Consider the following 21,787-nt stretch of genomic DNA (forward strand, 5'->3'; position numbering starts at 1 on the left):
CGCCGCAGGACGGACCGTGCCCGAGGGCCACACCATCCACCGCCTCGCCGAGGACCACCGCGAACTCGTCGCGGGCCGGCCGGCGCGGGCGAGCAGCCCGCAGGGCAAGTTCTCCGACAGCGCCGCGCTGATCGACGGCCGGGAGCTGACCGCGGCCGAGGCGCACGGCAAACACCTCTTCCTGGGCTTCGGCCCGACCGGCTGGGTCCATATCCACCTCGGCCTCTTCGGCAAGCTGGGCTTCGGCGACGCGCCCGCGCCGCCGCCGACCGCGACCGTACGGCTGCGGCTCGCGAACCCCGGCGCGTACGCGGACCTGCGCGGGCCCACCACCTGCGCGCTGATCACCGACGGCGAGAAGGCGGCCATACACGAGCGGCTCGGCCCCGACCCGCTGCGGGCCGCCGACGACGGCGAGCGCGCGTGGGCCCGGATCTCCCGCAGCCGTACGAGCGTCGCCGCGCTGCTCATGGACCAGAAGGTGATCGCGGGCGTCGGCAACGTGTACCGCGCCGAGGTCCTGTTCCGGCACGGCATCGATCCGTACCGGACGGGCCGCGATCTCACCCGCGCCGAATGGGACGCCATCTGGTCGGACCTGGTCGCCCTGATGCGGGAGGGCGTCCGCAACAACCGCATCGACACCGTGCGTCCGGAGCACCTGCCCGAGGCCATGGGCCGCCCGCCGCGCGTCGACGACCACGGCGGCGAGGTCTACGTCTACCGGCGGGCCGCGCAGCCGTGCCACATCTGCGGCAGCGAGATCCGCACCGCCGACCTCGCCGCCCGCAACCTCTTCTGGTGCCCGGAGTGCCAGGGCAGGTAGGCCCTTGGGCAGGCCCGCTCAGAAACCGTGCGGCAGCCAGGGGGCCACCGCGCTCCCGAACGCCGTCGCCGCCTCCGCCAGCGCACCCTCCCGGACCTCCCGCACCCGGCCCGCGGCGGCCAGCGCCGTCAGCGACACCCCGCCGAGATAGGCCGCGCCCAGCTCCCGTACGGACAGCTCCAGATCCGCCGCGTCACCGGTCCGCTCGCAGGACGCGCCCTTGGCGTCGCCGGTCAGCCGCCAACGCCCCTCGTTCCACGGACAGAAGGGGTCCGCGACGCCGAGGACCACGTCCACCGGCGTCTGGTACGCACGCGCCGCCAGCGCGTCCCCGACGTCCACCAGCCGTACGAACAGCGACTCCCGCGCCCCGATCAGGCACCGGCGGTCATCGCTCACCAAATGCCACAACGGGTCATCGACCGGGCGGCTCTGGACCGAGATATTCGTCGTCAGGTCGATGCCGAACAGATAGCGCCACAGCGCGGCGTACGCGGCCGGGGTCAGCGCGTCGATCTCGCGCAGCACCACCGTTCCCGCCGGCCCGGCCGGCGTCCACTCCGGGCGGACCGCGTAGCGCGCGTACCCGACGGTCTCGCCGTCCGCCTCCGCCAGCACGCACATCAGGGGCGAAGCGCCCTTCCGGCCGGACTCCAGGTCCATCGTCATCAGCCGGTCCCAGCCCGGCTGCCGCGCCAGCATGCCGGGCCGCGCCGCGACCCGCCGCGCGTACACCCGCTCGCACACCGCGAGCGCCTCGTCCGGTGGGCTCAGCCGCAGCCGTACGTCATCGGCGCCCGCCGGAACCGACAGCCGCACCCGCGTGGTGTCGATCTCGGCGCTGAGCGACCGGGTCGCGCCGCCGTACCCGAACCGGCCGTAGATGTCCGGCTCCGAGGCCACCAGGAGCGCGACCGGCTCGCCCCAGGACCGGAAGTCCGCCAACTGCCGCCGCATCATCGACCGCAGGATCCCCCGGCGGCGGTGGGTGGGCCGCACGCTCACCGTCGTCACGCCCGCCGCGGCCACCGACGCGCCGCCCGGCACCGTCAGCCGGAACGCGACGGCCCCCGCCGTCCCGACGACCTCGCCGTCCTCCCACACCCCGATGGGCCGCCCGGTATCGAAGAGTTCCCGCCACAGCTCACGCTTCTCCACAGGCAGCGGGACACCCCCGAAGGCCAGCTCCAGCGTCCCGAACCACTGGTCCCAGTCGGCGGACGCGAGGGCCCGTATTTCTGTCGTCATTCCCCATGCCTAGCAGCGCTTCCCCGCCCGGGCGAACGGGTTTCGCATACGATTGCCCTCCCGGCGGACGCGGCACCGGTTCCGCTCGTATCACGAATCGACGCACCGCCGAAGGGGTGGATAGGGTCCCGATGCAATGACTGGCGCTGCCGACACCCCGACGGCCCGGATGCGCAAAGCACTGCACCGGGCCCGCGTCGGCGTGCGCAAGGCCGGAGTCGACTACTTCCGAGGCGACGGCTCCGACTGGATCGCGCTCGCCGCCCTGCTCATCTCCGTCCCCGCCATCGCCGCCGCCACCGTCGCCCAGCCCGCCTGGTGCGCGCCCTCCGCCCTCGTCCTGCCGATCGTCGCCGGCGGGCTGCTGCTGCGCCCCGCCAGCCTGCTCGCGCTGTACGCCGCCGCGGCCACCGCCCTCATCGTGGAGTCCGCGATCCTCGGCCCGTACACCGACGGCGCGGACCGGGTCACCCCCGGCACCATCCTGGTGGTCGCGGCCGTCGGCTTCTTCGGCCTGCTCATCGCGCAGTTCCGCAGCCGCGTCGGCGTCCCCTGGAGACGCGGCGGCACCATGCTCTTCGACCTGCGAGAACGCATCCGGGTGCAGAGCAAACTGCCCCAACTGCCGCGCGGCTGGCACCGCGAGATGGCGCTGCGCCCGGCCGGCGGCCAGTCGTTCTCCGGCGACTTCGTCGTCGCCGCCCGTACGAACGGCGGACGCACCCTCGAAGTCGTCCTCACCGACGTCTCCGGCAAGGGCATGGACGCGGCCTCCCGCGCCCTGCTGCTCTCCGGCGCGTTCGGCGGACTGCTCGGCTCGCTGCCGCCGCACGCCTTCCTGCCCGCCGCCAACGGCTATCTGCTGCGCCAGGACTGGGACGAGGGGTTCGCCACCTCGATCCACCTCGTCCTCGACCTCGACAGCGGCGACTACGAACTGCTCTCCGCGGGCCATCTGCCCGCCCTCCAGCTCTCCGCGGGCACCGGCCGCTGGGAGGAGATGGCCGCCGAGGGACCGCTCCTCGGGGTCTACGACGGCGCGCAGTTCGACCCGATCAAGGGCACGCTGCGCCCCGGCGACGTGCTGATGCTCTTCACCGACGGGCTGGTCGAGACCGCCGAGCGGGACCTCACCGAGGGGATGGACCGGCTGACGGGGGAGGCCGACCGCTATGTGGCCTCCGGGTTCCACGGGGCGGCATGGCATCTGATCGAGGCGGTGGCGAAGGACGTCAACGACGACAGGGCGCTGCTGCTGATCTGCCGGGACTGACCGCCGACCGCGGCGACCGCTCCGCCCGTCTCGACGCCGTGACCCGTGAACGGCTGCGGAGGAAGTACGCGCGGATGCGGGGGCTCCTGGGCCTGGCGGACCGTGACGCGGACGGCCGGGGCGCGGCGGAGGCTCGATGATAGGTTCGGCCGGGTGGGGAGCGTGGGGGCGGGGCAGCGTACGGGACTGAGCCGGGTCACTCTGGTCGGCGATCGCCGACGGGTCGACCTGCTGCTTCCTTCGACCGACCCCGTCGGCCGGCTCCTGCCGGACATCCTCCGGCTCCTCGACGACCAGAACTCCGGCCCGGCCGCGGCACGGCACCTCGTGACCGCCGACGGCACCGTGCTCGCCCCGGACGCCACGCTCGGCGGGGCCGCCGTGCCGGACGGCTCCGTACTGCGGCTCGTACGGGCCGACGACGCGTCTCCCGCGCCGCTCGCCCCCACCGCCCCGGACGTAAGGGCCCTGCGCTGGCGGCCCGCCGCGCGCCGCCGGACGGCGAGCGCGGCGACCTTCGCCCTCGCCGTCGCCGCGGGCGTGCTGACGCGCACGAGCGTCGACCCCGCCACCGCGGCGGGGGCGCTGGCGGGGGCCGGGCTGGTGGCGGCCCTGCTCGGAGCGCTCGCGGGACGGTCCCGCAGCCACGGACCGGGCACCACCCTCATGCTCACCGGCGGGGCCCTCGGCCTGATCGCCGCGTGGACGGCGGCGGACGCGCACGCCTGGCCGGGACTGGGACGGCTGGCGGTGGCGGCGGGGGTGTCGGCGCTGACGCTGCTGCTCCTGGGCCTCTGCTCGCCCCTGGGGCGCGGCGGGCTGATCGGCGCGGGGGCGGTCGCGGCGACGGCGGCCGTCTGGGAGGCGGTCGGCGCGATGGAGGGCGACACGGCGCGGCTCGGGGCGGTGCTGGCCGTCGTCTCGGTGGTGGCGCTGGGCGCGCTGCCGCGACTGGCCCTGACGGCGGCGGGCCTCACCGCCCTGGACGACCACCGCTCGCGCGGCGCGTCCGTCAGCCACCACGAGGTCGACACCGCCCTGGCCGCGACGCACCGGCACTTGGCCCTGGCGACGCTGGTCGCCGCGGCCTCCGCCACGGCCGCCGGGCTCCTGGCCCTCACGGCGGCCACGTGGTGGACGGTGCCGCTGACGTGCGTCCTGGTCGTCGTCCTGCCGGCGCGCGCTCGGGCGTTCCCGCTGGCGGCGGAGGTAGCGGCCCTGCTGACGGCGGCGGCCGTCCTGCTCGTACGCCTGACGGCGCTCTGGCTGACGGACACGAACACCCCGCCGTACGTCCCCTTGGCGGCGCTGGCAGTGGCCGCGGCCCTCCCGCTGACCGCCCTGACGCCCGGCCCGCCACAGCGGCTGCGCCCCCACCTCCGCCGCCTGACCGACCTGGCCGAGACCACCGGCGTCATCACCCTGTTCCCGCTGGCCATCGGGGCGCTGGGCGGGTACGCGCTCCTGCTCGACGCGCTCTGAGAGGCGGAGAAGAAACGATATGGCTGCCGACGACGATGCCCTGCCGGGCCTGACTCCGCCCATACGGGCAGCGGACCCCGCTGCGCGACCCGCACCGCCCACCACCGCGCCTCCGCGCACCGACGAGCCGGACACCGGGCTGTCCTTCGCGGCGGGACGGACTCCCGCCACTTCTTCGTCCACCGGCTCGCCAGGGCCCTTGGACCCGCCCGTACCGGGCGGTGAACCGTCTGGGCGGCCTGTGTCGTCGCTGTCGTCGCAGGGCTCTGCCGCTGCGTGCGGTGCCCCAGCGCCGGGGTCGGCGGCGGGCTTCGCCGCGTCGTCGCCCGGCGGGGCGTCGGGGGCCGTGGGTTCGGTCCCGCCTCCGGCGGAGCTGCCCGTCCCGGGCGGGGAACCGTCTGGGCGGCCTGCGCCGCCGTTGCCGTCACGGGGCCCTGCCGCTTCGCTCGGCGCCCAGCCGCCGGGGACGGCGGCGGGCTCTGCCGCGTCTTCGCCTGGCAGGGCGTCGGGAACTGCGGGTTCAGGCCCGTCCCCGGCGGAGCCGCTCGTGCGGCCCGCGCCGTCCGCGCAGGACCCGGCCCCGCGTGCCGAGCCGCGGATCGCGCCGGGCGTGGGGCCGGTCGCCGCCCCAGCAGTCCCGGCGGCACCGGCCGTACCAATGGCCCCGACCGCCCCAGCGGCCCCGGCCCTCACGTTCACCACCCCGCAAGCCCTCCCGCTTCCCCCGGATGCCCCCGGTGCTCCGCGCTCCGGGTACGTGACTCCGTACGCCGTGCCGCCACGGCCTCGTACCGCGCCTGGAAGGCAGCGGCGCGGAGTCGGGGTCGAGGATCTGGTCAAGGGGCGGCCGGTCAGTGGGGATTCGGCTGCTCGGCGGACGGGGCGGGCCGTGCGGCGGATGGTGGGGGCTTCGGCCGCGCGGGAAGTGGCCGAGGCCACGCGAGTGGCCCAGGCCGTGCAGCAGCCGGTCGCCAGCGGGCGGCAGATCGTCGTCACCAGCATCCGCGGCGGCGCGGGCAAGACCACCGTCGCGGCCCTGCTCGGGCGTACGTACGCGCACTACCGGCAGGACCCGGTGCTGATGCTGGAGGCCGACCCGGCGCTCGGCACCCTCCCCGTACGGCTCGCGGCGCCCGCCGTGCGCTGGACCTGCGGGGACCTCGCGCAGATCATCGAGCCGACCATGCAGCTCACCGACATCACGGGGTACCTCGTCCAGCTGCCCGACCGCGGCTGGCTGCTCCCCGGCAGCCAGGGCCGCGTCGGCACCCGGCTGGAACTGGCCGAATACCGCTCGGTGATGGTGGCCCTGCGCCGCTACTTCGGCGTCACCGTCGTGGACTGCGAGACGCTGCCCAGCGAGCTGTCCCGTACCGCCCTCGCCGCCGCCCAGGCGCGCGTGCTCGTCGCGCCCGCCACTGTCGAGGGCGTCACCAGCACCCGCGCCGTACTGGACTGGATGGCCTCCCTGCCCCGGCCGCTCATGCTGCCGGGCACCGTCGTGGTGCTCGCCGCGTCCTCCCCGCACATGGCGCTCGACGTGGCGGCGGCCGGAGCGCACCTCCAACTGGACGGCGTGCGCGTGCTGATGCTTCCGTACGACCGCCACCTCGCCGCCGGCGGCCCGATCCGTACGGACCTGCTCGGCGAAGCCACCCGCGAGGCCGCCGCCCAGCTCGCCGCCGAGGTGCTCAACCGGGCCGTGAACGAGGCACGCTGAACGAGGCTCGGTGAGCGGGGTTCGCTGAGCGGGGTTCGCTGAGCGGGGTTCGGTGATCAGCGGCGGCGCTTCGGCCACCCGCGCCACGCGTCCGATTCGCCTCCTTCTCATCCTCCTCGATTTCCCGAAAGATAGGGAAAGACAGGGGCTTTCCCGGAAAGCCCCGGCTGTCCAGGGAGGAATCCGCGATGACGCAGCACACCCCCGAGGAGATCACCGCGCTGCTCGCCGGCGCCGCCGACCCCGAACACCGGCTCGCCGTCCACCAGGAGCTGTACCCCGAGGTGGTCAACCTCGCCACGGCGGAGAACGTCCTGGTCTATCCGTCGCTGCGGGACAACGTATTCGCCGAGCTCGGCGTACTGGAGCAGCGGGACGTCAAGTACGCCCCTTCGTACGGGAGTGCGGAAATCCGCGCCGATATCGCGGCGATGCTGCGCCCGGCGCTTTCCCCCGACCTCACCGCCGACGACGTCTTCGGCACCGCGGGCGTATCGGCCGCCCTGGAGTGCCTGGCATTCGCGCTCAGGGAGGGCGGCGTCCTCCGCAGCGGCGACCGGGTGCTGCTCCCCGCCCCCTACTGGCAGGGATTCAACTGGTGTTTCGAGCAGCGGCCCGAACTGCTCTGCGTCCCCGTCCACCTCCGTGAGCTGGGCGAAGAGCACTTCGACCTCACGCTGGAGGACATCCAGCACGTCTACCGCACCCAGCCGGAACCCCCGAAACTCCTCGTCCTCACCAACCCCAACAACCCCCTGGGCGACAACTACAGCCAGGACCTGCTGGAGAGCATCTACCGGTGGGTGCTCAACGAGACCGGGATGCACATCATCTCCGACGAGATGTACGCCCATTCCCAGCTCACCGGCGCCGGACCGGAGTTCGTCAGCGCCCTGTCCCTGAACGCGTACAAGAACAATCCGGAGGCGCGCAACCGCGTCCACGTCGTCTGGGGATTCGCCAAGGACTTCGGAATGTCCGGCTTCAAGGCCGGAGTCGTGATCTCCCGGTCGCCGATGGTGCAACTGGCCATGAAGGGAATCAAGGACAAGCAGAACAGCTATTCGTGGTTCACTCCGTTCGACTCGCTCAAGCACTTCGTCATCGGGAAGATGCTGAAGACCACGAGCGGCGGAGAGAGCTATCCGCTCGTATTGATGGAGCAGTACCGGGACTGGCTGACCGCCGCTTTCGAGGAGACCCGCGCCGCCCTCGACAGCGGCCGCCTCCCGTACCGCTACCGCGAAGGGCAGAACGCGGCGCAGTTCTTCTGGCTCGACCTGCGCGCCTATCTGCCGCCGCGGGGCACCGCCGTGATCCCGCCGGAGATCGGGCCGCACTTCCCGCAGCCCGACCGCGTACCGGAACCGTTCGCCGCGGACGCCGAGAAGCAGGCGACGGCCGCCCTGCCGATCCTCTTCCCGAGCATCTCCAGCGAGGAGGAGTGGCTGCGCTGGTACATCGCCACCTACGCCCAAGTGCAGCTGCTGCCCGGCCAGTTGCTGTCCTGCGCCGAACCGGGCTACTTCCGGCTGTGCTACACGGCCGTCGACACCGCGGACGTCGTCGCGTCCGTACAGCGGGTCGCCGACCTCCTCGCCCCGTGGTCGAACGGCGAGCGCTGACCCTGCTCCTGTGGAGCGCGTGGCCTACTGGCGCGGCGCCCGTAACGCCTGAAAGCAGTGGAGCCGTGTGTGCCTCGACCCCTGTACGGGGCGCACACGGCTGCCGGGCGCCGCCGGTTTCACGGCGAGACGGACTCGGCCGGCATATCGGTCGGCGGATCGGTCTTCACCGAGCCGCCGGCGCGGTGGAATTCGTCGAGATAGGCGATGGCGATTTCCCCCGTCACCGGATTCCGGTACGTGGACATCAGTCCGCGGGCTCGTCGGGGATCTCGGTGACCAGTTCCGCCAGCGGCAGCCGCCCGGTGGGAATCGCCGGCTTCCCGGCGGGCGCCGGAGCCGGATGCCCGAGCGAGATGGCGGTGCGCACCCGCCACGGGGGCCCGACGCGGCACAGCGGCCCGGCCCGGTCGGCGTTCGCGGCGGGGAAGAACGACGCGGGGCAGCTGCCCAGCCCCTGGGCGTGGGCCGCCAGCATCATGTTCTGCGCCGCGCGCCCGGCGTCGAACTGGGCGTCCTCCCCGCCCGCGGCCTCCTCCACCGCGAGCGCGATCACCACGGGCGCCGCCGCGAGATGCCCCGCGTACGCGCCCAGGCGCGCGAGCTGCCGGCGGATCTCGCCGCTGCGCACCACCACGAACCGCCACGGCTGCCGGTTGCGCGCCGAGCCGGTCCAGCGCCCGGCCTCCAGCACCGCACGCACCTGTTCGTCGCGTACGGGCTCGTCGGTGAACCACCGGGTCGCCCGCAGCGACGTCAGAGCCGGGGCCAGGGGGGCGGTCGGTACGTGCATCACGAGTCCTCACGGGGGAGAGGCGCGGGGCGGGGAGCCCTCCAACCTAAGCATTTTAATTGTTTGCCTAATAGAAATAGGCACTGTTAGCGTCCGAGCCATGAGGGCAGTGAGTGAGCAGGACATCCGCGCGTCGTTCGTCAATTGCTCCAAGGGAGAGGCCAAGCGGCTCGCGGTCCCCCGGGACCTCGACGAGCAGCGCTGGGAGGACCTGGACTTTCTGGGCTGGCGCGACCCCGGAGCCCGTGACCGCGGCTACCTCGTCGCCGAGCGCGACGGCGAGCTGACCGGCGTGACGCTGCGCGCCTCCGCCGGCCGGCGCGGCCTGCTCCACCGCGGCATGTGCACGCTCTGTCTGACCACGCACCCCGGCGACGGCGTGTCGCTGATGGCGGCCCGCAAGGTCGGCCCGGCCGGGCGGCAGGGCGACTCGGTCGGCGAGTACATCTGCTCCGACCTCGCCTGCTCCCTCTATATCCGGGGCAGGAAGACGCCGCAGGCGGGCGGGCGCTTCGAGGAGTCCCTGTCGGTCGAGGAGCAGGTCGCGCGGATGCGCGGCAACCTGTTCGCCTTCCTGGACAAGCTCACCGCCTGACGCCGTAACGAGCGCCGAGCCGCGTACGGGCCCGTCGGCCGGGCCCCGGCCGACCCCCGTGCCGCCGCCCGGCGTCCGTCACACCCGCTCCGAGGCCGGTGACGACAGCGCCCCGCCGCCGCCCGGCGGCTGCGCGGAGCCGCCCGGCAGCAGCCGTGCCAGCCACTCCGAGCGGCCGGCGGCCAGCGGGCCGAGTACGGCCAGGACGAGCACGTACCCCGCGATGAAGGGGGACAGCTGCGGATCGAGCCCCGCTCCCGCGGCCATCGTGGCGAGGATCAGCGCGAACTCGCCGCGCGCCAGCAGCGTCGTGGAGATGTTCGCGGCGGGCTGCGGGCCGAAGCCGTAGAGGCGGGCGGCCACGAGCCCCGCGGCCACGTTCATCACCAGCGTCACCGCGACCGCGATCAGCACCGGCACGAGCACGCCCGGCAGGTCGCCCGGGTCGATCGAGAGCCCGAACGCGAAGAAGAAGATGGCCCCGAACGCGTCGCGCAGCGGGTGCACCAGCGTCCGGATGCGGTCGCCCGAGCTCGTACTGCCGAGCATCAGACCCACCATGAACGCGCCGATGGCGTCCGCGACCCCGAACCACTCGGAGACGCCCGCGACGAAGACGGCGACGCCCAGGAACGAGATGACGAGCAGTTCGTCGTCCTTGGTGTGCATCAGCTTGCCGATCAGCCGGGTGCCCCAGCGGGCCGCGACCGCGAGCAGCAGCAGGAAGCCGAACGCCTTGGCCGCGTCCCCCACCGCCGACGCCAGGCTGTCCGCGCCCGACAGGATCGGCTGGAGGGCGGCCAGGTAGAGGGCCAGGAAGATGTCCTCGACCACGATGATGCCGAGGATCGGCTTGGTCTCGCCGTTGCCGAGGCGGCCGAGGTCGACGAGGACCTTGGTGACGATCGCGGACGAGGAGATGCCGAGCACTCCGGCGAGTACGAGCGCCTCGGAGGTGCCCCAGCCGGTCGCGAAGCCGAAGGCCAGGCCCGCGCCGACGTTCAGCGCCAGATACGCGCCGCCCGCCAGGGCCATCTTGCGGCCGCCGGTCTTGAGGTCGTCCAGGTGGAATTCGAGCCCGAGGTAGAAGAGGAGCAGGACCAGGCCGAGCGCGGAGAGCATCTCCAGGTCGTGCGGGTCGGCGACCAGCACGATGCCGGGCGTGTGCGGGCCGAGGAGAATCCCGGCCAGGATGAAGAGGGGGATGGTCGGGAGGCCGATGCGGCCTCCGACGCGGGCCAGGACGGCTGCCGCCAGAAAGGCGCCGCCCATGGCGATGAGGGTGTCTGCGTGTCCGATGGCTCCTCCAGAGTTCGGCCGGACGGATGTTCATTCGGTCAAGGGGGAGTCAAGAAAAGGTGAGTAGTTAGTTTACCAAACGATTTTGGGGTGGTTACGCCCATCGTCTCTGGTGGTGCTGCCCCCACCCCCGATCCACCAGCCGACGCCATGGCCCTGACCAGCGCCGGAACCATAGATTTCAGACGTTGACCACAACGCGGGGAACACGAGACGAGAGGCGGGGCCATGGGGCTGCGCGGCAAGCGACAGAGTGACGACGGGGCCGGGGCCGGCGTCGGCGCCGGTGCGCCGGGAGCGGCGGACGTCACCGCGGGCACCGGCGACTGGGCCGTCGAACTGCGCGGGGTCTCCCGCCGCTACGGCCGCGGGACATCCGCCGTCCACGCCCTGCGCTCCCTCGACCTCGCCCTCCCGCGCGGCAGCTTCACCGCCGTGATGGGGCCCTCCGGCTCGGGCAAGTCGACCTTCCTCCAGTGTGCGGCCGGGCTCGACCGCCCGTCCGAGGGTTCTGTACGGCTCGGCGGCACCGAGATCACCGGCATGAACGAGAACAAGCTGACCGAGCTGCGCCGCAGCCGCCTCGGCTTCGTCTTCCAGTCGTTCAACCTGCTCCCGTCGCTGACCGTCGAGCAGAACGTAGTCCTCCCCATGCGTCTCGCGGGGGAGCGCGCCGACCGACGGCGCGCCGTGGAGGTGCTCTCCCAGGTGGGCCTCGGCGACAAGGGCGGCCGCCGCCCCGGCGAGCTCTCCGGCGGCCAGCAGCAGCGCGTCGCCATCGCCCGCGCCCTGATCACCCGCCCGGACGTCGTCTTCGCGGACGAGCCCACCGGCGCGCTCGACACCGGCACCGCGGCCGAGGTGCTCGGCCTGCTCCGGCACGCCGTCGACACCCTGGGCGCCACCGTCGTCATGGTCACCCACGACCCGGTCGCCGCCGCCTGGTCCGACCGCGTCCTCTTCCTCGCGGACGGCTCCATCGCCGACAGCCTCCACCGCGCCACCGCCGAACAGATCGCCGCCCGGATGGTCTCGCTCACCGCCCGCCCGGGCTCCTTCGAGGGCGCAGCGGCATGAGCAAGCAGGCGAACGCCCCCAAAGCGGGCACCAACGGGCTGGCCCGTGCGGCCATCCGCTTCAAACCCGCGTCCTTCGTGGGGACCTTCGTCGCCCTCCTCATGGCCGCGATGATCGTCTCGGCCTGCGGCATCCTCCTGGAGACCGGCATACGGGCTTCCGTGCCGCCCGAGCGGTACGCCGGAGCCCCCGTGGTGGCCGCCGCCGACCAGCAGGTGCACTACGTGATCGGCCACGGCGAGGACCGGGAGACCGAGTCCGAACCGCTCCCGGACACGGCCCGCCTCGACGCCGCGCTCACCCGGAAGATCGCGCACGCGCCCGGCGTCGACGCCGCGATCGGGGACGTCGCCTACCCCGCGCACCTGACCGCCTCGCGGACCACGGCCCCCGTCACCGCCCACGGCTGGGGCTCGACCGCCTTCACCGGCGCCGAACTCGCGACGGGCAACGCCCCGCGCACCGGCCAGGCCGTCCTCGACGAGGCCACCGCCCGCGCCGCGCACGCCAAGGCCGGCGACCGCGTCACCCTGAACACCCCCGGCGGCGCACGAGACTTCACCGTCTCCGGCACGGCCCGTACCTCCACGCCCACCGCCTGGCTCACCGACGCCCAGGCCGTCCGGCTCTCCGGCCACCCCGGCAAGGTCGACGCGGTCGCCGTGCTGCCCACGGCGGGAACCTCCGCCGAGCACCTCGCGCACTCCGTCCGGCAGGCCGTCGGCAAGGCCGCCCAGGTGCACACCGGCGACGGCCGGGGCGCCGTCGAACAGCCCGCGCTCGCCGGGGCCAAGGAGACGCTGACAGCGCTCGGCGGCTCGTTCGGCGGCATCGCGACCATGGTCGCGATCTTCACCACGGCCGGCACCGTCGCCCTCTCCATCGGCCAGCGCGCCCGCGAGTTCGCGCTGCTGCGCGCCATCGGCGCCACCCCGCGCCAGATCCGCCGCTCCGTCGCCGCCGAGGCGCTGCTCGTCGCGCCCCTCGCCGGAGCGCTCGGCTGCCTGCCCGGCATCGCCCTCGCCCGCTGGTGGTTCGGACAGCTCAAGGAGAAGGGCGTCGTCCCGGACGCCGTGCACCTCGCCGTCTCCGGCATCCCGCTCGCCGCGGCCGTCGGCGTGGGCCTGCTCACCGCCCTCTGCGCCGGCGCCGCCGCCGCACGTCGCCCCGCCCGTATCAAGCCCGGCCAGGCCCTCGGCGAAGCCGCCGTGGAACGTGCCCGCCCCGGCGCGGTCCGTACGGCCCTCGGCGTCGCGGCCCTCGTCGGCGGCGTCGCCCTGGCGATCGTCGCGGCCACCCTGACCGGAGACGACGCGGCCAACACCGCCTCCGGCATCGTCATGCTCTTCATGCTCGGCGTCGGGCTGCTCGGCCCGCTCGTGGCCCGCCTCTGCGCCCACCTCATCGGCCTGCCGATGCGGGCCGGACCCGCATCCGCGCACCTCGCCTCCGCCAACTCCCGCGCCAACGCGCGCCGCCTGGCCTCCGCGATCACCCCGATCGTGCTGGCCATGGCCTTCGCCTCGACGCTGGTGTTCATGCACACCAGCGAGGACCACGCCCGCCAGGCGCAGCAGCGCGCCGGCATCACCGCCGACCACGTGCTCTCCGCGCCCGGCGGCCTGCCCACCGGCACGGCGGCGAAGGCCGCGGCGGCCCCCGGCGTCGAGACGGCCGTCGGCCTGCTCCGTACGAGCGTGCTCTACACGTCCTCGGCGACCAGCGGGCCGATGACCGCCTCCACGCAGGGCGTCGGCGGCACCGGCGCGGACCTGCGCGCCGTCCAGGACCTCGACGTCCGCAGCGGCAGCCTCGACGCCCTGGCGCCGGGCAAGACCGCGATCGACGCCAACCTCGCCTCCAGTGCGGACGTGAAGGTCGGCGACCGGATCTCCCTGGTGCTGCCGGACGGGACGAAGGCCCGCCCCGAGGTCGTCGCGACCTACGGCCGGGGGCTCGGCGTCGCCCAGGTCACCATGGCCCGTACGGCCCTGGCCCCGCACGTCACCGCGGGCTTCGACAGCGACGTCCTGGTACGGGACGCGCGCGGCGCCGACGCCCGGCAGGTCGCGGGGAAGCTCGCGGCCCTCGGAGAGGTGACCGACAGGGCGGGGTACGCGGCGGCCAAGGACAAGAACCGTGAGGTCTCCGCCTGGGCGAACACCCTGATGGCCGCGGTGCTGGGCGGCTTCGCCGCAGTCGCCGCCGTCAACACCCTGGTGATGACGGTCTTCGACCGCCGCCGCGAGCTCGGCACGCTGCGGCTCATCGGCTCGACCCGCCGCCAGGTACTCGGCATGGTCCGCTGGGAGGCGCTGCTGGTGGCCTTCGCGGGCGTCGTGCTCGGCACGGCCATCGCCCTCGCCACCCTCGTACCGATGATGCGCGGCCTCACCGGCGCGGGCCCGTACATACCGCCGGCCCTCTACGGGACCTTCGCGGGAGCGGCCGTGGTGCTGGGCCTCGCGGCGACCTCGCTGCCCGCCCGCGCGGTGCTGCGCAGGCGCTGAGGCGCGGTACGAGCCTGCGGATCAGGAGCCGGTGCGGGTACGGTCCCGCGCCGGCTCCGCCGCGTCCTCGCGGAACGCCCACGCCATCGTCGGCTCCATCGCGAACCGGAACACCTTCCGCACCGGAGGCGAGCACAGCGCCGTGATCATCGTGATCGCGAGGAGGGTCACCACGATCTCGCCCAGCGGGGTGCGCACCCACGGGTGCTCGTCGTACCAGCCCCACCAGCGGGACAGCTTGATCACGAAGCCGTGCAGCAGATACCCGTACAGGGTCCCCGCGCCGAGCGCCGTGAACCACGTACGACGCCTCGGGACCAGGGCCAGGAAGGCGGCGGTGAGCACCATGGCGCAGCCGAAGAGGGCCAGTTCCATGACGGGCGCGGTCCACATGGAGACGCCCAGGTCCTGTACGGCCGAATTGTGGTAGAACCACCCGCTGTCCATCCGGGGAGCGGCCCAGTAGGCGAAGACGACCGCGCCAAGCGCCACCGGAACGGCCGCGATCCGCACCGCCCTGCGCCGTACCAACTGGAAATGCTCCGGCTTGAGATGGAGCCCTATCACGAAGAACGGCAGGAACTGGAGCACCCGCTTCATGTCGAAGTCGCTGCCGACGTGCGGGGACATGGCGGCGAGCACCGCGATCACCAGCGAGAGCGGTACCGGCCAGCGGACCAGCTTCCAGATGGGCGTGGTCAGCCGCCAGATGAAGAGGGCGGCCAGGAACCAGTTCAGATACCAGGGGTTGGTGAGGCTGATGTCCTCCGGCGGCGAGTCGTCCGCCCAGTGCTGGAAGAGCGTGTAGGCGACCTCGAAGATCACATACGGCACGGCCACACCGGTGATCAGCCGCTTGAGCTTGGCCGGGCTGAGGTCGAAACTCCGGGAGAAATAGCCGGAGATGAGGATGAAGGCCGGCATATGGAAGGCGTAGACGGTCATATAGAGCGCCATGGCCGCGCGGCCGCCGTGCGTGAGGGGCTCCCACGCGTGGCCCATGGCGACGAGAACTATCGCCAGATACTTCGCGTTGTCGAAGAAGGGGTCGCGCTGCCCGGCTTTGCGGGGTGCGGGCGGCGCGGGGGCGTTCTGCCTTTCGGGCGTCGACTCCACTGTGCGTACGGGGGGCATGGCCGCGTGGAACATTTGAGGCACCCTAGTGGCGAAACCCTGAATGCGTAAAACTTTGTCCAGGGATATTCACCGGGTATTCATCAATTCCCCGCACGGCGGCTCGATCTCACCCGTTCCGGACCCTTTGGGCCGGCCCGTCCTCCCCAAAAGGGGCAAAAGATCAGCTTGTTCGGTATCAGGAATATCCTGCTGTGTTGGAGAACGTCATGGTTTGCGAAGCGAAATGATCAAGCCGATCTGAGTCAATGCGCCAGGTCGGCCGAATACCGTCCTATGGGCCGGGGCCCGTACGGCCCATGGGTTCGCGCCATCCAGAGCCGCGACACGCGGATGGCCGACCTTCCGTCACCCGGCTCCAACGGCGGGCAAGTTGGTGGCACCATGGTTGCCGCGGGGGCTGTGCGGGGCAGTATGTCTCCCGGGCCGGCGTGACGGATTCCGACCGAGGGTGTGATCAGTTGTGGCCATTTCGCTATCTGTGGTGCTTCTGTTGGCAATTGTCCTGGTAGTGCTCATGCGTGGGGGCTCCCTCAAGGCCGGGCCGGCGATCGTCGCGATGCTCTTCGGCTTCTTCCTCGCCTCCACGGGGATGGCCCCGTCGATACAGAGGTTCCTCAACTCCATCGCCGAGACCGTCAACGGGATCAAGTTCTGACCAGCCGCCCCGCCGCCCTCACGGCTGCCGGGAGAGCACGTCCTTCACGGTCTCCGCGTCCCGCGCCACGGCCGCGCTGCCGTCGTCCGCGGTGATGATCGGCCGCTGGATCAGCTTCGGGTGCGCGGCCAGCGCCTCGACCCACCGGTCGCGCTGATCCGCCTCGCGCGGCCAGTCGGCGAGCCCCAACTCCTTCGCGTCCGCCTCCTGCGTGCGCGTGATGTCCCACGGCTCCAGCCCGAGCCGCCTCAGCACCTCCCGCAGCTCCGCCGCGCTCGGCGGGTCCTCCAGATAGCGGCGCACGGTGTACTCCGCGCCTTCCTCGTCGAGCAGCCGCACCGCCGAACGGCACTTCGAGCACGCGGGATTGAGCCAGATCTCCATAAGGCCACCCTAGTGAGCCGCGCCGCGGGTCCCGGCAATTCACGCCAGCCGCACTCCGCCTGGCAACGGTGTGGAGCCCCGCCTTCTCCTCGTTGCCCGCAAACGCGCCCGTAAACCTGGAGCGACCGCTCCGCGCACGCGCCGGGAAACGACTCCGGCCCGGACCGCGAACGCGTCGCTGGCCGGGCCGGGGACCGAATGGAGCGGGCGACGGGAATCGAACCCGCGTAGCCAGTTTGGAAGACTGGGGCTCTACCATTGAGCTACGCCCGCGAGCGCCGCGGAATCCTCCGGGGAGGCCGGTCGTCGAGACCGTGCGGCACGCAGTGCATCGTAGCGGGTCCGGGGCCCGGCTCGCACACACCCCCGCGCACGAGGCGACGGCACGGCGGTCCCCGCCCGAATAAACGGCGTCCGGCACCCCCCGCGGGCATGTACCCTACGTGTCGCACCGACGGGGTGTGGCGCAGCTTGGTAGCGCGTCCGCTTTGGGAGCGGAAGGTCGTCGGTTCGAATCCGGCCACCCCGACCAGCAAGATCACATTATGGGCGTCCAGGCGCTTGCGGTTACTATGCAAGCTGCGCGTCCGTGTGTCTCTATCCCGGGCGCGGTCAGCTGAACCCAGCAGACTCGCTGAATCTCAGCAGAACCCCAGAAGTCAGCCCCAAGGAGACCGAACCGTGAAGAGCGCCGTGGAGACCCTGAACCCGACTCGGGTTCGGCTCACTGTCGAGGTGCCCTTCGAGGAGCTCAAGGACAGCCTCGACGCGGCGTACAAGAAGATCAACCAGCAGGTCACGGTGAAGGGCTTCCGTCAGGGCAAGATCCCGGCCCGCGTCATCGACCAGCGGTTCGGCCGGGGTGCGGTGCTGGAGGAGGCCGTCAACGACGCCCTCCCGAAGTTCTACACCGAGGCGGTCAACGAGGGTGAGCTGAACCCCCTCGGCCAGCCGGAGGTCGACATCACCGAGCTGAAGGACGGCGAGCTGCTGGCCTTCACCGCCGAGGTGGACATCCGCCCGGCCATCGAGATCCCGGACTACTCCGGCATCGAGGTCACCGTCGACGCCGTCGAGGTCTCGGACGAGGACATCGACAAGTCGGTCGAGCAGCTCCGCGAGCGCTTCGCCACGACCTCCCCGGTCGAGCGCGCCGCCGCCGAGGGCGACATCGTCGTGGTGGACCTGGAGGCCAAGGTCGACGGCGAGGTGCTGGAGGACGGCGTCGCGCAGGGCGTCGACTACACCATCGGCTCCGGCCAGCTGCTGGACGGCATCGACGAGGCCGTCACCGGCCTTGAGGCCGGCGGCTCCGCGACCTTCACCTCCGAGCTCAAGGGCGGCAGCGCCGAGGGCAAGGAGGCCGAGGTCAAGGTCGACGTCACCGCCGTCAAGTCCCGCGAACTGCCCGAGCTGGACGACGACTTCGCCCAGCTTGCGAGCGAGTTCGACACGCTGGAGGAGCTGCGCGCCGACAGCCGCAAGCGCCTTGAGCAGATGAAGAAGTACGACCAGGCCACCCAGGCCCAGGAGAAGGTCCTCGACGAGCTGCTCGCGCTCGCCGAGGTGCCGATCCCCGAGAAGCTGCTCGCGGACGAGATCGAGACCCGCAAGCACAACCTCGTGAACCACCAGCTCGGCCAGATGGGCCTCGACCTCGCCAAGTACCTGGAGATCCAGGGCAAGACCGAGGAAGAGTTCGACGCCGAGACCAAGGAGCAGGCCGAGAAGGGCATCAAGACCCAGTTCATCCTGGACGAGCTCGTCAACAAGGAGAAGCTGTCGGTCGGCCAGGAGGAGCTCACCGAGCACCTCATGCGCCGTGCGCAGTCCTCCGGCATGAGCCCCGACCAGTTCGCCCAGGCCGTCGTCGAGGGCGGCCAGGTGCCGATGCTCGTCGGCGAGGTCGCCCGCGGCAAGGCCCTCGCGGTCGTCGTCGAGGCCGCCACGGTCAAGGACAGCAACGGCGAGACCGTTGACCTGGATGACGAAGACGAGACCGCCGAGACGGTCGAGGCCGCCGAGGGCGACGACGCCGCCAAGTCCGACGACGCCGGCGAGGCCAAGTCCGAGGGCTGAGCCCCACTGGCCCACAGCTCGTACGTACGGGTCCGGACGTGTTCGCGCGTTCGGGCCCGTACGTATAGGGCGGGGCGCGGCGGCCCTGTGAGGGCCCTGGAACCTGCGCTCAGAGCGAACAGTTCCTGATGCGGGATGGCCGCCGCCGACCAGCGCGTTAGGGTCCGTAGATACGCGGGCAGGGGAGTCCACGGAAAGCGCGGCGCGGAGCATCGAACGGCCGGCCCGACCCCCGCCCGAGAAGAAGACGCTGAGACGGCACGCGGCCGTCGAACAACGAGCAGGTGGATACGTGACGAATCTGATGCCTTCCGCCGCCGCCGGCGAGCCGAGCTTCGGTGGCCTCGGCGACCAGGTCTACAACCGACTGCTCGGGGAACGGATCATCTTCCTCGGACAGCCGGTCGACGACGACATCGCCAACAAGATCACGGCGCAGCTGCTCCTCCTTGCCGCGGACCCGGACAAGGACATCTTCCTCTACATCAACAGCCCGGGCGGCTCGATCTCGGCCGGCATGGCGATCTACGACACCATGCAGTACATCAAGAACGACGTGGTCACCATCGCCATGGGCCTCGCCGCCTCGATGGGTCAGTTCCTGCTCAGCGCCGGCACGCCGGGCAAGCGGTTCGCGCTGCCCAACGCCGAGATCCTGATCCACCAGCCCTCCGCGGGCCTCGCGGGCTCCGCCTCGGACATCAAGATCCACGCCGAGCGGCTGCTGCACACCAAGAAGCGGATGGCGGAGCTCACCGCCCTCCACACCGGCCAGACCGTCGAGCAGGTCACGCGCGACTCGGACCGCGACCGCTGGTTCTCCGCCGAGGAGGCCAAGGACTACGGCCTGATCGACGGCGTCTACCAGGCCGCGGCGAACATTCCGGGCGGGGGCGGCACCGGGGCCTGAGCGCCCGGACGCCTGACAGCCGACCTCCAGCCCACCGAACGCCACCAGGATGGTGAACACGCAGATGAACAGCAACCCCGGCAGCGGCCTGTACACCGGCCCCGCGGCGGAGTCCCGCTATATCGTTCCGCGCTTCGTGGAGCGCACCTCGCAGGGCGTGCGCGAGTACGACCCGTACGCGAAGCTCTTCGAGGAGCGGGTGATCTTCCTCGGCGTCCAGATCGACGACGCCTCCGCCAACGACGTCATGGCGCAGCTGCTGTGCCTGGAGTCGATGGACCCGGACCGCGACATCTCGATCTACATCAACTCGCCCGGCGGCTCGTTCACCGCGCTGACCGCCATCTACGACACGATGCAGTTCGTGAAGCCGGACATCCAGACGGTCTGCATGGGCCAGGCGGCGTCCGCCGCGGCCGTGCTGCTCGCCGCGGGCACGCCCGGCAAGCGGATGGCGCTGCCCAACGCCCGTATCCTGATCCACCAGCCGTACAGCGAGACCGGCCGCGGCCAGGTCTCCGACCTGGAGATCGCGGCCAACGAAATCCTGCGGATGCGTTCGCAGCTCGAAGATCTGCTGGCCAAGCACTCGACCACGCCGATCGAGAAGATCCGCGACGACATCGAGCGCGACAAGATCCTCACGGCCGAGGAGTCCCTCGCGTACGGTCTGGTCGACCAGATCGTCTCGACCCGGAAGAGTTCCGTTTCCGTTTGATCGCTGTGCCGCTGGTATCCCCCTTGGACCGAGTCGGCCCAAGGGGGGCCCGCACGGGGGGCCCGGCAAGGTACCGTCGATAGGCAAGCACCCGGGTCCGCAGAACAGGGCGGATCCCAGGCGAAGGGGAAGCACCTCGTGGCACGCATTGGTGACGGCGGCGACCTGCTCAAGTGCTCGTTCTGCGGAAAGAGCCAGAAGCAGGTGAAGAAGCTCATCGCGGGTCCTGGTGTGTACATCTGCGACGAGTGCATCGACCTCTGCAACGAGATCATCGAGGAAGAGCTCGCTGAGACCTCCGAGGTGCGGTGGGAGGAGCTCCCCAAACCGCGCGAGATCTACGAGTTCCTTGAGGGTTACGTCGTCGGCCAGGAGCCGGCGAAGAAGGCACTGTCAGTCGCGGTCTACAACCACTACAAGCGGGTGCAGGCGGGCGAGAACGCAGGCAACCGGGACGACGGCATCGAGCTGTCCAAGTCCAACATCCTGCTGCTCGGACCCACCGGCTCCGGCAAGACCCTGCTCGCACAGACGCTGGCCCGGATGCTCAACGTCCCGTTCGCGATCGCCGACGCGACCGCGCTCACGGAGGCCGGCTATGTCGGCGAGGACGTCGAGAACATCCTGCTCAAGCTGATCCAGGCCGCCGACTACGACGTCAAGAAGGCCGAGACCGGCATCATCTACATCGACGAGATCGACAAGGTCGCCCGCAAGAGCGAGAACCCGTCGATCACCCGCGATGTCTCCGGCGAGGGCGTCCAGCAGGCCCTGCTGAAGATCCTGGAGGGCACCACCGCCTCGGTTCCGCCTCAGGGCGGCCGAAAGCACCCGCACCAGGAATTCATCCAGATCGACACCACGAACGTGCTGTTCATCGTGGGCGGCGCGTTCGCCGGTCTGGAGAAGATCATCGAGTCGCGGGCGGGCGCCAAGGGCATCGGCTTCGGCGCCACCATCCGCTCGAAGCGCGAGATCGAGGCCAGCGACCAGTTCCAGGAGGTCATGCCGGAGGACCTGGTGAAGTTCGGGATGATCCCCGAGTTCATCGGCCGGCTGCCCGTCATCACCTCCGTGCACAACCTCGACCGCGAGGCGCTGCTCCAGATTCTCGTCGAGCCGCGTAACGCCCTCATTAAGCAGTACCAACGGCTTTTTGAACTCGACGGTGTGGAGCTGGAGTTCGACCGCCCGGCCCTGGAGGCCATCGCCGACCAGGCGATCCTGCGCGGCACCGGCGCGCGCGGCCTGCGCGCCATCATGGAGGAGGTCCTCCAGTCGGTCATGTACGAGGTGCCGTCCCGCAAGGACGTGGCCCGCGTCGTCATCACCGAAGAGGTCGTCCACTCCAACGTGAACCCCACGCTGGTGCCCCGCGAGCCGCGCATCATCGGCAAGGACGAGCGCCACGAGAAGAGCGCGTAGCGCGCCGCCTGCCAGTCGACAGCCGAAAGGG

The 21,787-nt window shown here is 71.7% G+C and carries 19 protein-coding genes and 2 tRNA genes; 14 read left to right on the forward strand and 7 right to left on the reverse strand.

What is annotated here, in order from left to right; all coding sequences use genetic code 11:
- Window positions 1-16: 16 nt before the first annotated feature.
- A complete protein-coding gene (locus ACFU99_RS06340) occupies window positions 17-826 on the forward strand; it encodes an Fpg/Nei family DNA glycosylase (protein ID WP_384386644.1) in 810 nt (269 codons plus the stop codon).
- 18 nt (window positions 827-844) lie between these two features.
- On the opposite strand, the gene ACFU99_RS06345 is transcribed toward ACFU99_RS06340, so the two are convergent.
- Window positions 845-2,074 carry a GNAT family N-acetyltransferase gene (locus ACFU99_RS06345; RefSeq protein WP_384386600.1) on the reverse strand — a complete coding sequence of 410 codons (1,230 nt, stop codon included), beginning with the start codon at window positions 2,072-2,074 and terminating at the stop codon, window positions 845-847.
- Window positions 2,075-2,210: 136 nt separating this feature from the next.
- On the opposite strand from ACFU99_RS06345, the gene ACFU99_RS06350 reads away from it, so the two are divergent.
- The 4 genes from ACFU99_RS06350 to ACFU99_RS06365 all read left to right on the forward strand — a co-directional run bounded on the left by ACFU99_RS06350 (window position 2,211) and on the right by ACFU99_RS06365 (window position 8,174).
- The gene (locus tag ACFU99_RS06350) at window positions 2,211-3,347 is read left to right on the forward strand and encodes a PP2C family protein-serine/threonine phosphatase (RefSeq protein WP_384386603.1); all 1,137 of its coding nucleotides are present in this window, start codon (window positions 2,211-2,213) and stop codon (window positions 3,345-3,347) included.
- A 153-nt stretch (window positions 3,348-3,500) separates the two neighbouring features.
- On the forward strand, window positions 3,501-4,829 hold the full coding sequence (locus tag ACFU99_RS06355; protein WP_384386606.1) for an EsaB/YukD family protein: 1,329 nt from the start codon (window positions 3,501-3,503) through the stop codon (window positions 4,827-4,829).
- A gap of 898 nt (window positions 4,830-5,727) precedes the next feature.
- The gene (locus ACFU99_RS06360) at window positions 5,728-6,549 is read left to right on the forward strand and encodes a MinD/ParA family protein (RefSeq protein ID WP_384386609.1); all 822 of its coding nucleotides are present in this window, start codon (window positions 5,728-5,730) and stop codon (window positions 6,547-6,549) included.
- Window positions 6,550-6,737: 188 nt separating this feature from the next.
- The gene (locus ACFU99_RS06365) at window positions 6,738-8,174 is read left to right on the forward strand and encodes an aminotransferase class I/II-fold pyridoxal phosphate-dependent enzyme (protein WP_384386611.1); all 1,437 of its coding nucleotides are present in this window, start codon (window positions 6,738-6,740) and stop codon (window positions 8,172-8,174) included.
- Between the two features lie 119 nt (window positions 8,175-8,293).
- Here ACFU99_RS06365 and ACFU99_RS06370 read toward each other — a convergent pair whose 3' ends face one another.
- Complete coding sequence (locus ACFU99_RS06370; RefSeq protein WP_384386614.1) at window positions 8,294-8,422, reverse strand: hypothetical protein; 129 nt, start codon at window positions 8,420-8,422, stop codon at window positions 8,294-8,296.
- Complete coding sequence (locus ACFU99_RS06375) at window positions 8,422-8,967, reverse strand: nitroreductase family protein (protein WP_384386617.1); 546 nt, start codon at window positions 8,965-8,967, stop codon at window positions 8,422-8,424. Before ACFU99_RS06375 ends, ACFU99_RS06370 begins: the two co-directional genes overlap by 1 nt.
- Window positions 8,968-9,067: 100 nt before the next feature.
- On the opposite strand from ACFU99_RS06375, the gene ACFU99_RS06380 reads away from it, so the two are divergent.
- On the forward strand, window positions 9,068-9,562 hold the full coding sequence (locus tag ACFU99_RS06380; RefSeq protein ID WP_384386620.1) for an FBP domain-containing protein: 495 nt from the start codon (window positions 9,068-9,070) through the stop codon (window positions 9,560-9,562).
- A gap of 78 nt (window positions 9,563-9,640) precedes the next feature.
- Here ACFU99_RS06380 and ACFU99_RS06385 read toward each other — a convergent pair whose 3' ends face one another.
- Complete coding sequence (locus tag ACFU99_RS06385) at window positions 9,641-10,834, reverse strand: cation:proton antiporter (protein ID WP_384386623.1); 1,194 nt, start codon at window positions 10,832-10,834, stop codon at window positions 9,641-9,643.
- Between the two features lie 255 nt (window positions 10,835-11,089).
- Between ACFU99_RS06385 and ACFU99_RS06390 the strand changes: the two genes are divergently transcribed.
- Window positions 11,090-11,938, forward strand: coding sequence for an ABC transporter ATP-binding protein (locus ACFU99_RS06390; protein ID WP_384386625.1), 849 nt, complete (start codon window positions 11,090-11,092; stop codon window positions 11,936-11,938).
- Window positions 11,935-14,448: an FtsX-like permease family protein gene (locus ACFU99_RS06395; RefSeq protein ID WP_384386628.1), complete on the forward strand. Its 2,514-nt coding sequence runs from the start codon at window positions 11,935-11,937 to the stop codon at window positions 14,446-14,448. The genes ACFU99_RS06390 and ACFU99_RS06395 overlap by 4 nt, the downstream gene beginning before the upstream one ends.
- A gap of 21 nt (window positions 14,449-14,469) precedes the next feature.
- Here ACFU99_RS06395 and ACFU99_RS06400 read toward each other — a convergent pair whose 3' ends face one another.
- The gene (locus tag ACFU99_RS06400) at window positions 14,470-15,597 is read right to left on the reverse strand and encodes an acyltransferase family protein (protein WP_384386631.1); all 1,128 of its coding nucleotides are present in this window, start codon (window positions 15,595-15,597) and stop codon (window positions 14,470-14,472) included.
- Window positions 15,598-16,045: 448 nt separating this feature from the next.
- Here ACFU99_RS06400 and ACFU99_RS06405 point away from each other — a divergent pair, with 448 nt between their 5' ends.
- On the forward strand, window positions 16,046-16,240 hold the full coding sequence (locus ACFU99_RS06405) for a hypothetical protein (protein WP_030890073.1): 195 nt from the start codon (window positions 16,046-16,048) through the stop codon (window positions 16,238-16,240).
- An 18-nt stretch (window positions 16,241-16,258) separates the two neighbouring features.
- On the opposite strand, the gene ACFU99_RS06410 is transcribed toward ACFU99_RS06405, so the two are convergent.
- Together ACFU99_RS06410 and ACFU99_RS06415 are read right to left on the reverse strand one after the other, a co-directional pair.
- Window positions 16,259-16,624, reverse strand: coding sequence for an arsenate reductase family protein (locus ACFU99_RS06410; RefSeq protein ID WP_384386634.1), 366 nt, complete (start codon window positions 16,622-16,624; stop codon window positions 16,259-16,261).
- A 199-nt stretch (window positions 16,625-16,823) separates the two neighbouring features.
- Window positions 16,824-16,897: transfer RNA gene (locus ACFU99_RS06415), tRNA-Gly, on the reverse strand.
- A 182-nt stretch (window positions 16,898-17,079) separates the two neighbouring features.
- On the opposite strand from ACFU99_RS06415, the gene ACFU99_RS06420 reads away from it, so the two are divergent.
- The 5 genes from ACFU99_RS06420 (at window position 17,080) to clpX (ending at window position 21,756) form a co-directional block, all read left to right on the forward strand.
- Window positions 17,080-17,156 (forward strand) — tRNA-Pro (locus tag ACFU99_RS06420).
- A gap of 149 nt (window positions 17,157-17,305) precedes the next feature.
- Window positions 17,306-18,703 (forward strand): trigger factor, encoded by a 1,398-nt coding sequence (gene tig / locus ACFU99_RS06425; protein WP_384386637.1) that lies wholly within the window; start codon window positions 17,306-17,308, stop codon window positions 18,701-18,703.
- 292 nt (window positions 18,704-18,995) lie between these two features.
- Complete coding sequence (locus ACFU99_RS06430) at window positions 18,996-19,613, forward strand: ATP-dependent Clp protease proteolytic subunit (RefSeq protein WP_384386640.1); 618 nt, start codon at window positions 18,996-18,998, stop codon at window positions 19,611-19,613.
- A 49-nt stretch (window positions 19,614-19,662) separates the two neighbouring features.
- Entirely contained in the window at window positions 19,663-20,331 is a 669-nt protein-coding gene (locus ACFU99_RS06435; protein ID WP_030890083.1) for an ATP-dependent Clp protease proteolytic subunit, read from the forward strand.
- A 138-nt stretch (window positions 20,332-20,469) separates the two neighbouring features.
- A complete protein-coding gene (gene clpX, locus ACFU99_RS06440) occupies window positions 20,470-21,756 on the forward strand; it encodes an ATP-dependent Clp protease ATP-binding subunit ClpX (protein ID WP_363131806.1) in 1,287 nt (428 codons plus the stop codon).
- The last annotated feature ends 31 nt before the right edge of the window (window positions 21,757-21,787 follow it).

The sequence above is a fragment of the Streptomyces sp. NPDC057654 genome, from assembly GCF_042800135.1.
In the GTDB taxonomy this organism is placed as follows: domain Bacteria; phylum Actinomycetota; class Actinomycetes; order Streptomycetales; family Streptomycetaceae; genus Streptomyces.

What these genes read in the sequence shown, in the direction of transcription:
- ACFU99_RS06400 (WP_384386631.1), bottom strand. Translation starts at nt 15,597, where the DNA reads ATGTTCCACGCGGCCATGCCCCCCGTACGCACAGTGGAGTCGACGCCC.
- ACFU99_RS06385 (WP_384386623.1), bottom strand. Translation starts at nt 10,834, where the DNA reads ATGGGCGGCGCCTTTCTGGCGGCAGCCGTCCTGGCCCGCGTCGGAGGC.
- ACFU99_RS06390 (WP_384386625.1), top strand. Translation starts at nt 11,090, where the DNA reads ATGGGGCTGCGCGGCAAGCGACAGAGTGACGACGGGGCCGGGGCCGGC.
- ACFU99_RS06345 (WP_384386600.1), bottom strand. Translation starts at nt 2,074, where the DNA reads ATGACGACAGAAATACGGGCCCTCGCGTCCGCCGACTGGGACCAGTGG.
- ACFU99_RS06350 (WP_384386603.1), top strand. Translation starts at nt 2,211, where the DNA reads ATGACTGGCGCTGCCGACACCCCGACGGCCCGGATGCGCAAAGCACTG.
- ACFU99_RS06360 (WP_384386609.1), top strand. Translation starts at nt 5,728, where the DNA reads ATGGTGGGGGCTTCGGCCGCGCGGGAAGTGGCCGAGGCCACGCGAGTG.
- ACFU99_RS06375 (WP_384386617.1), bottom strand. Translation starts at nt 8,967, where the DNA reads ATGCACGTACCGACCGCCCCCCTGGCCCCGGCTCTGACGTCGCTGCGG.
- ACFU99_RS06435 (WP_030890083.1), top strand. Translation starts at nt 19,663, where the DNA reads ATGGTGAACACGCAGATGAACAGCAACCCCGGCAGCGGCCTGTACACC.
- ACFU99_RS06410 (WP_384386634.1), bottom strand. Translation starts at nt 16,624, where the DNA reads ATGGAGATCTGGCTCAATCCCGCGTGCTCGAAGTGCCGTTCGGCGGTG.
- ACFU99_RS06370 (WP_384386614.1), bottom strand. Translation starts at nt 8,422, where the DNA reads ATGTCCACGTACCGGAATCCGGTGACGGGGGAAATCGCCATCGCCTAT.
- ACFU99_RS06365 (WP_384386611.1), top strand. Translation starts at nt 6,738, where the DNA reads ATGACGCAGCACACCCCCGAGGAGATCACCGCGCTGCTCGCCGGCGCC.
- ACFU99_RS06380 (WP_384386620.1), top strand. Translation starts at nt 9,068, where the DNA reads ATGAGGGCAGTGAGTGAGCAGGACATCCGCGCGTCGTTCGTCAATTGC.
- ACFU99_RS06395 (WP_384386628.1), top strand. Translation starts at nt 11,935, where the DNA reads ATGAGCAAGCAGGCGAACGCCCCCAAAGCGGGCACCAACGGGCTGGCC.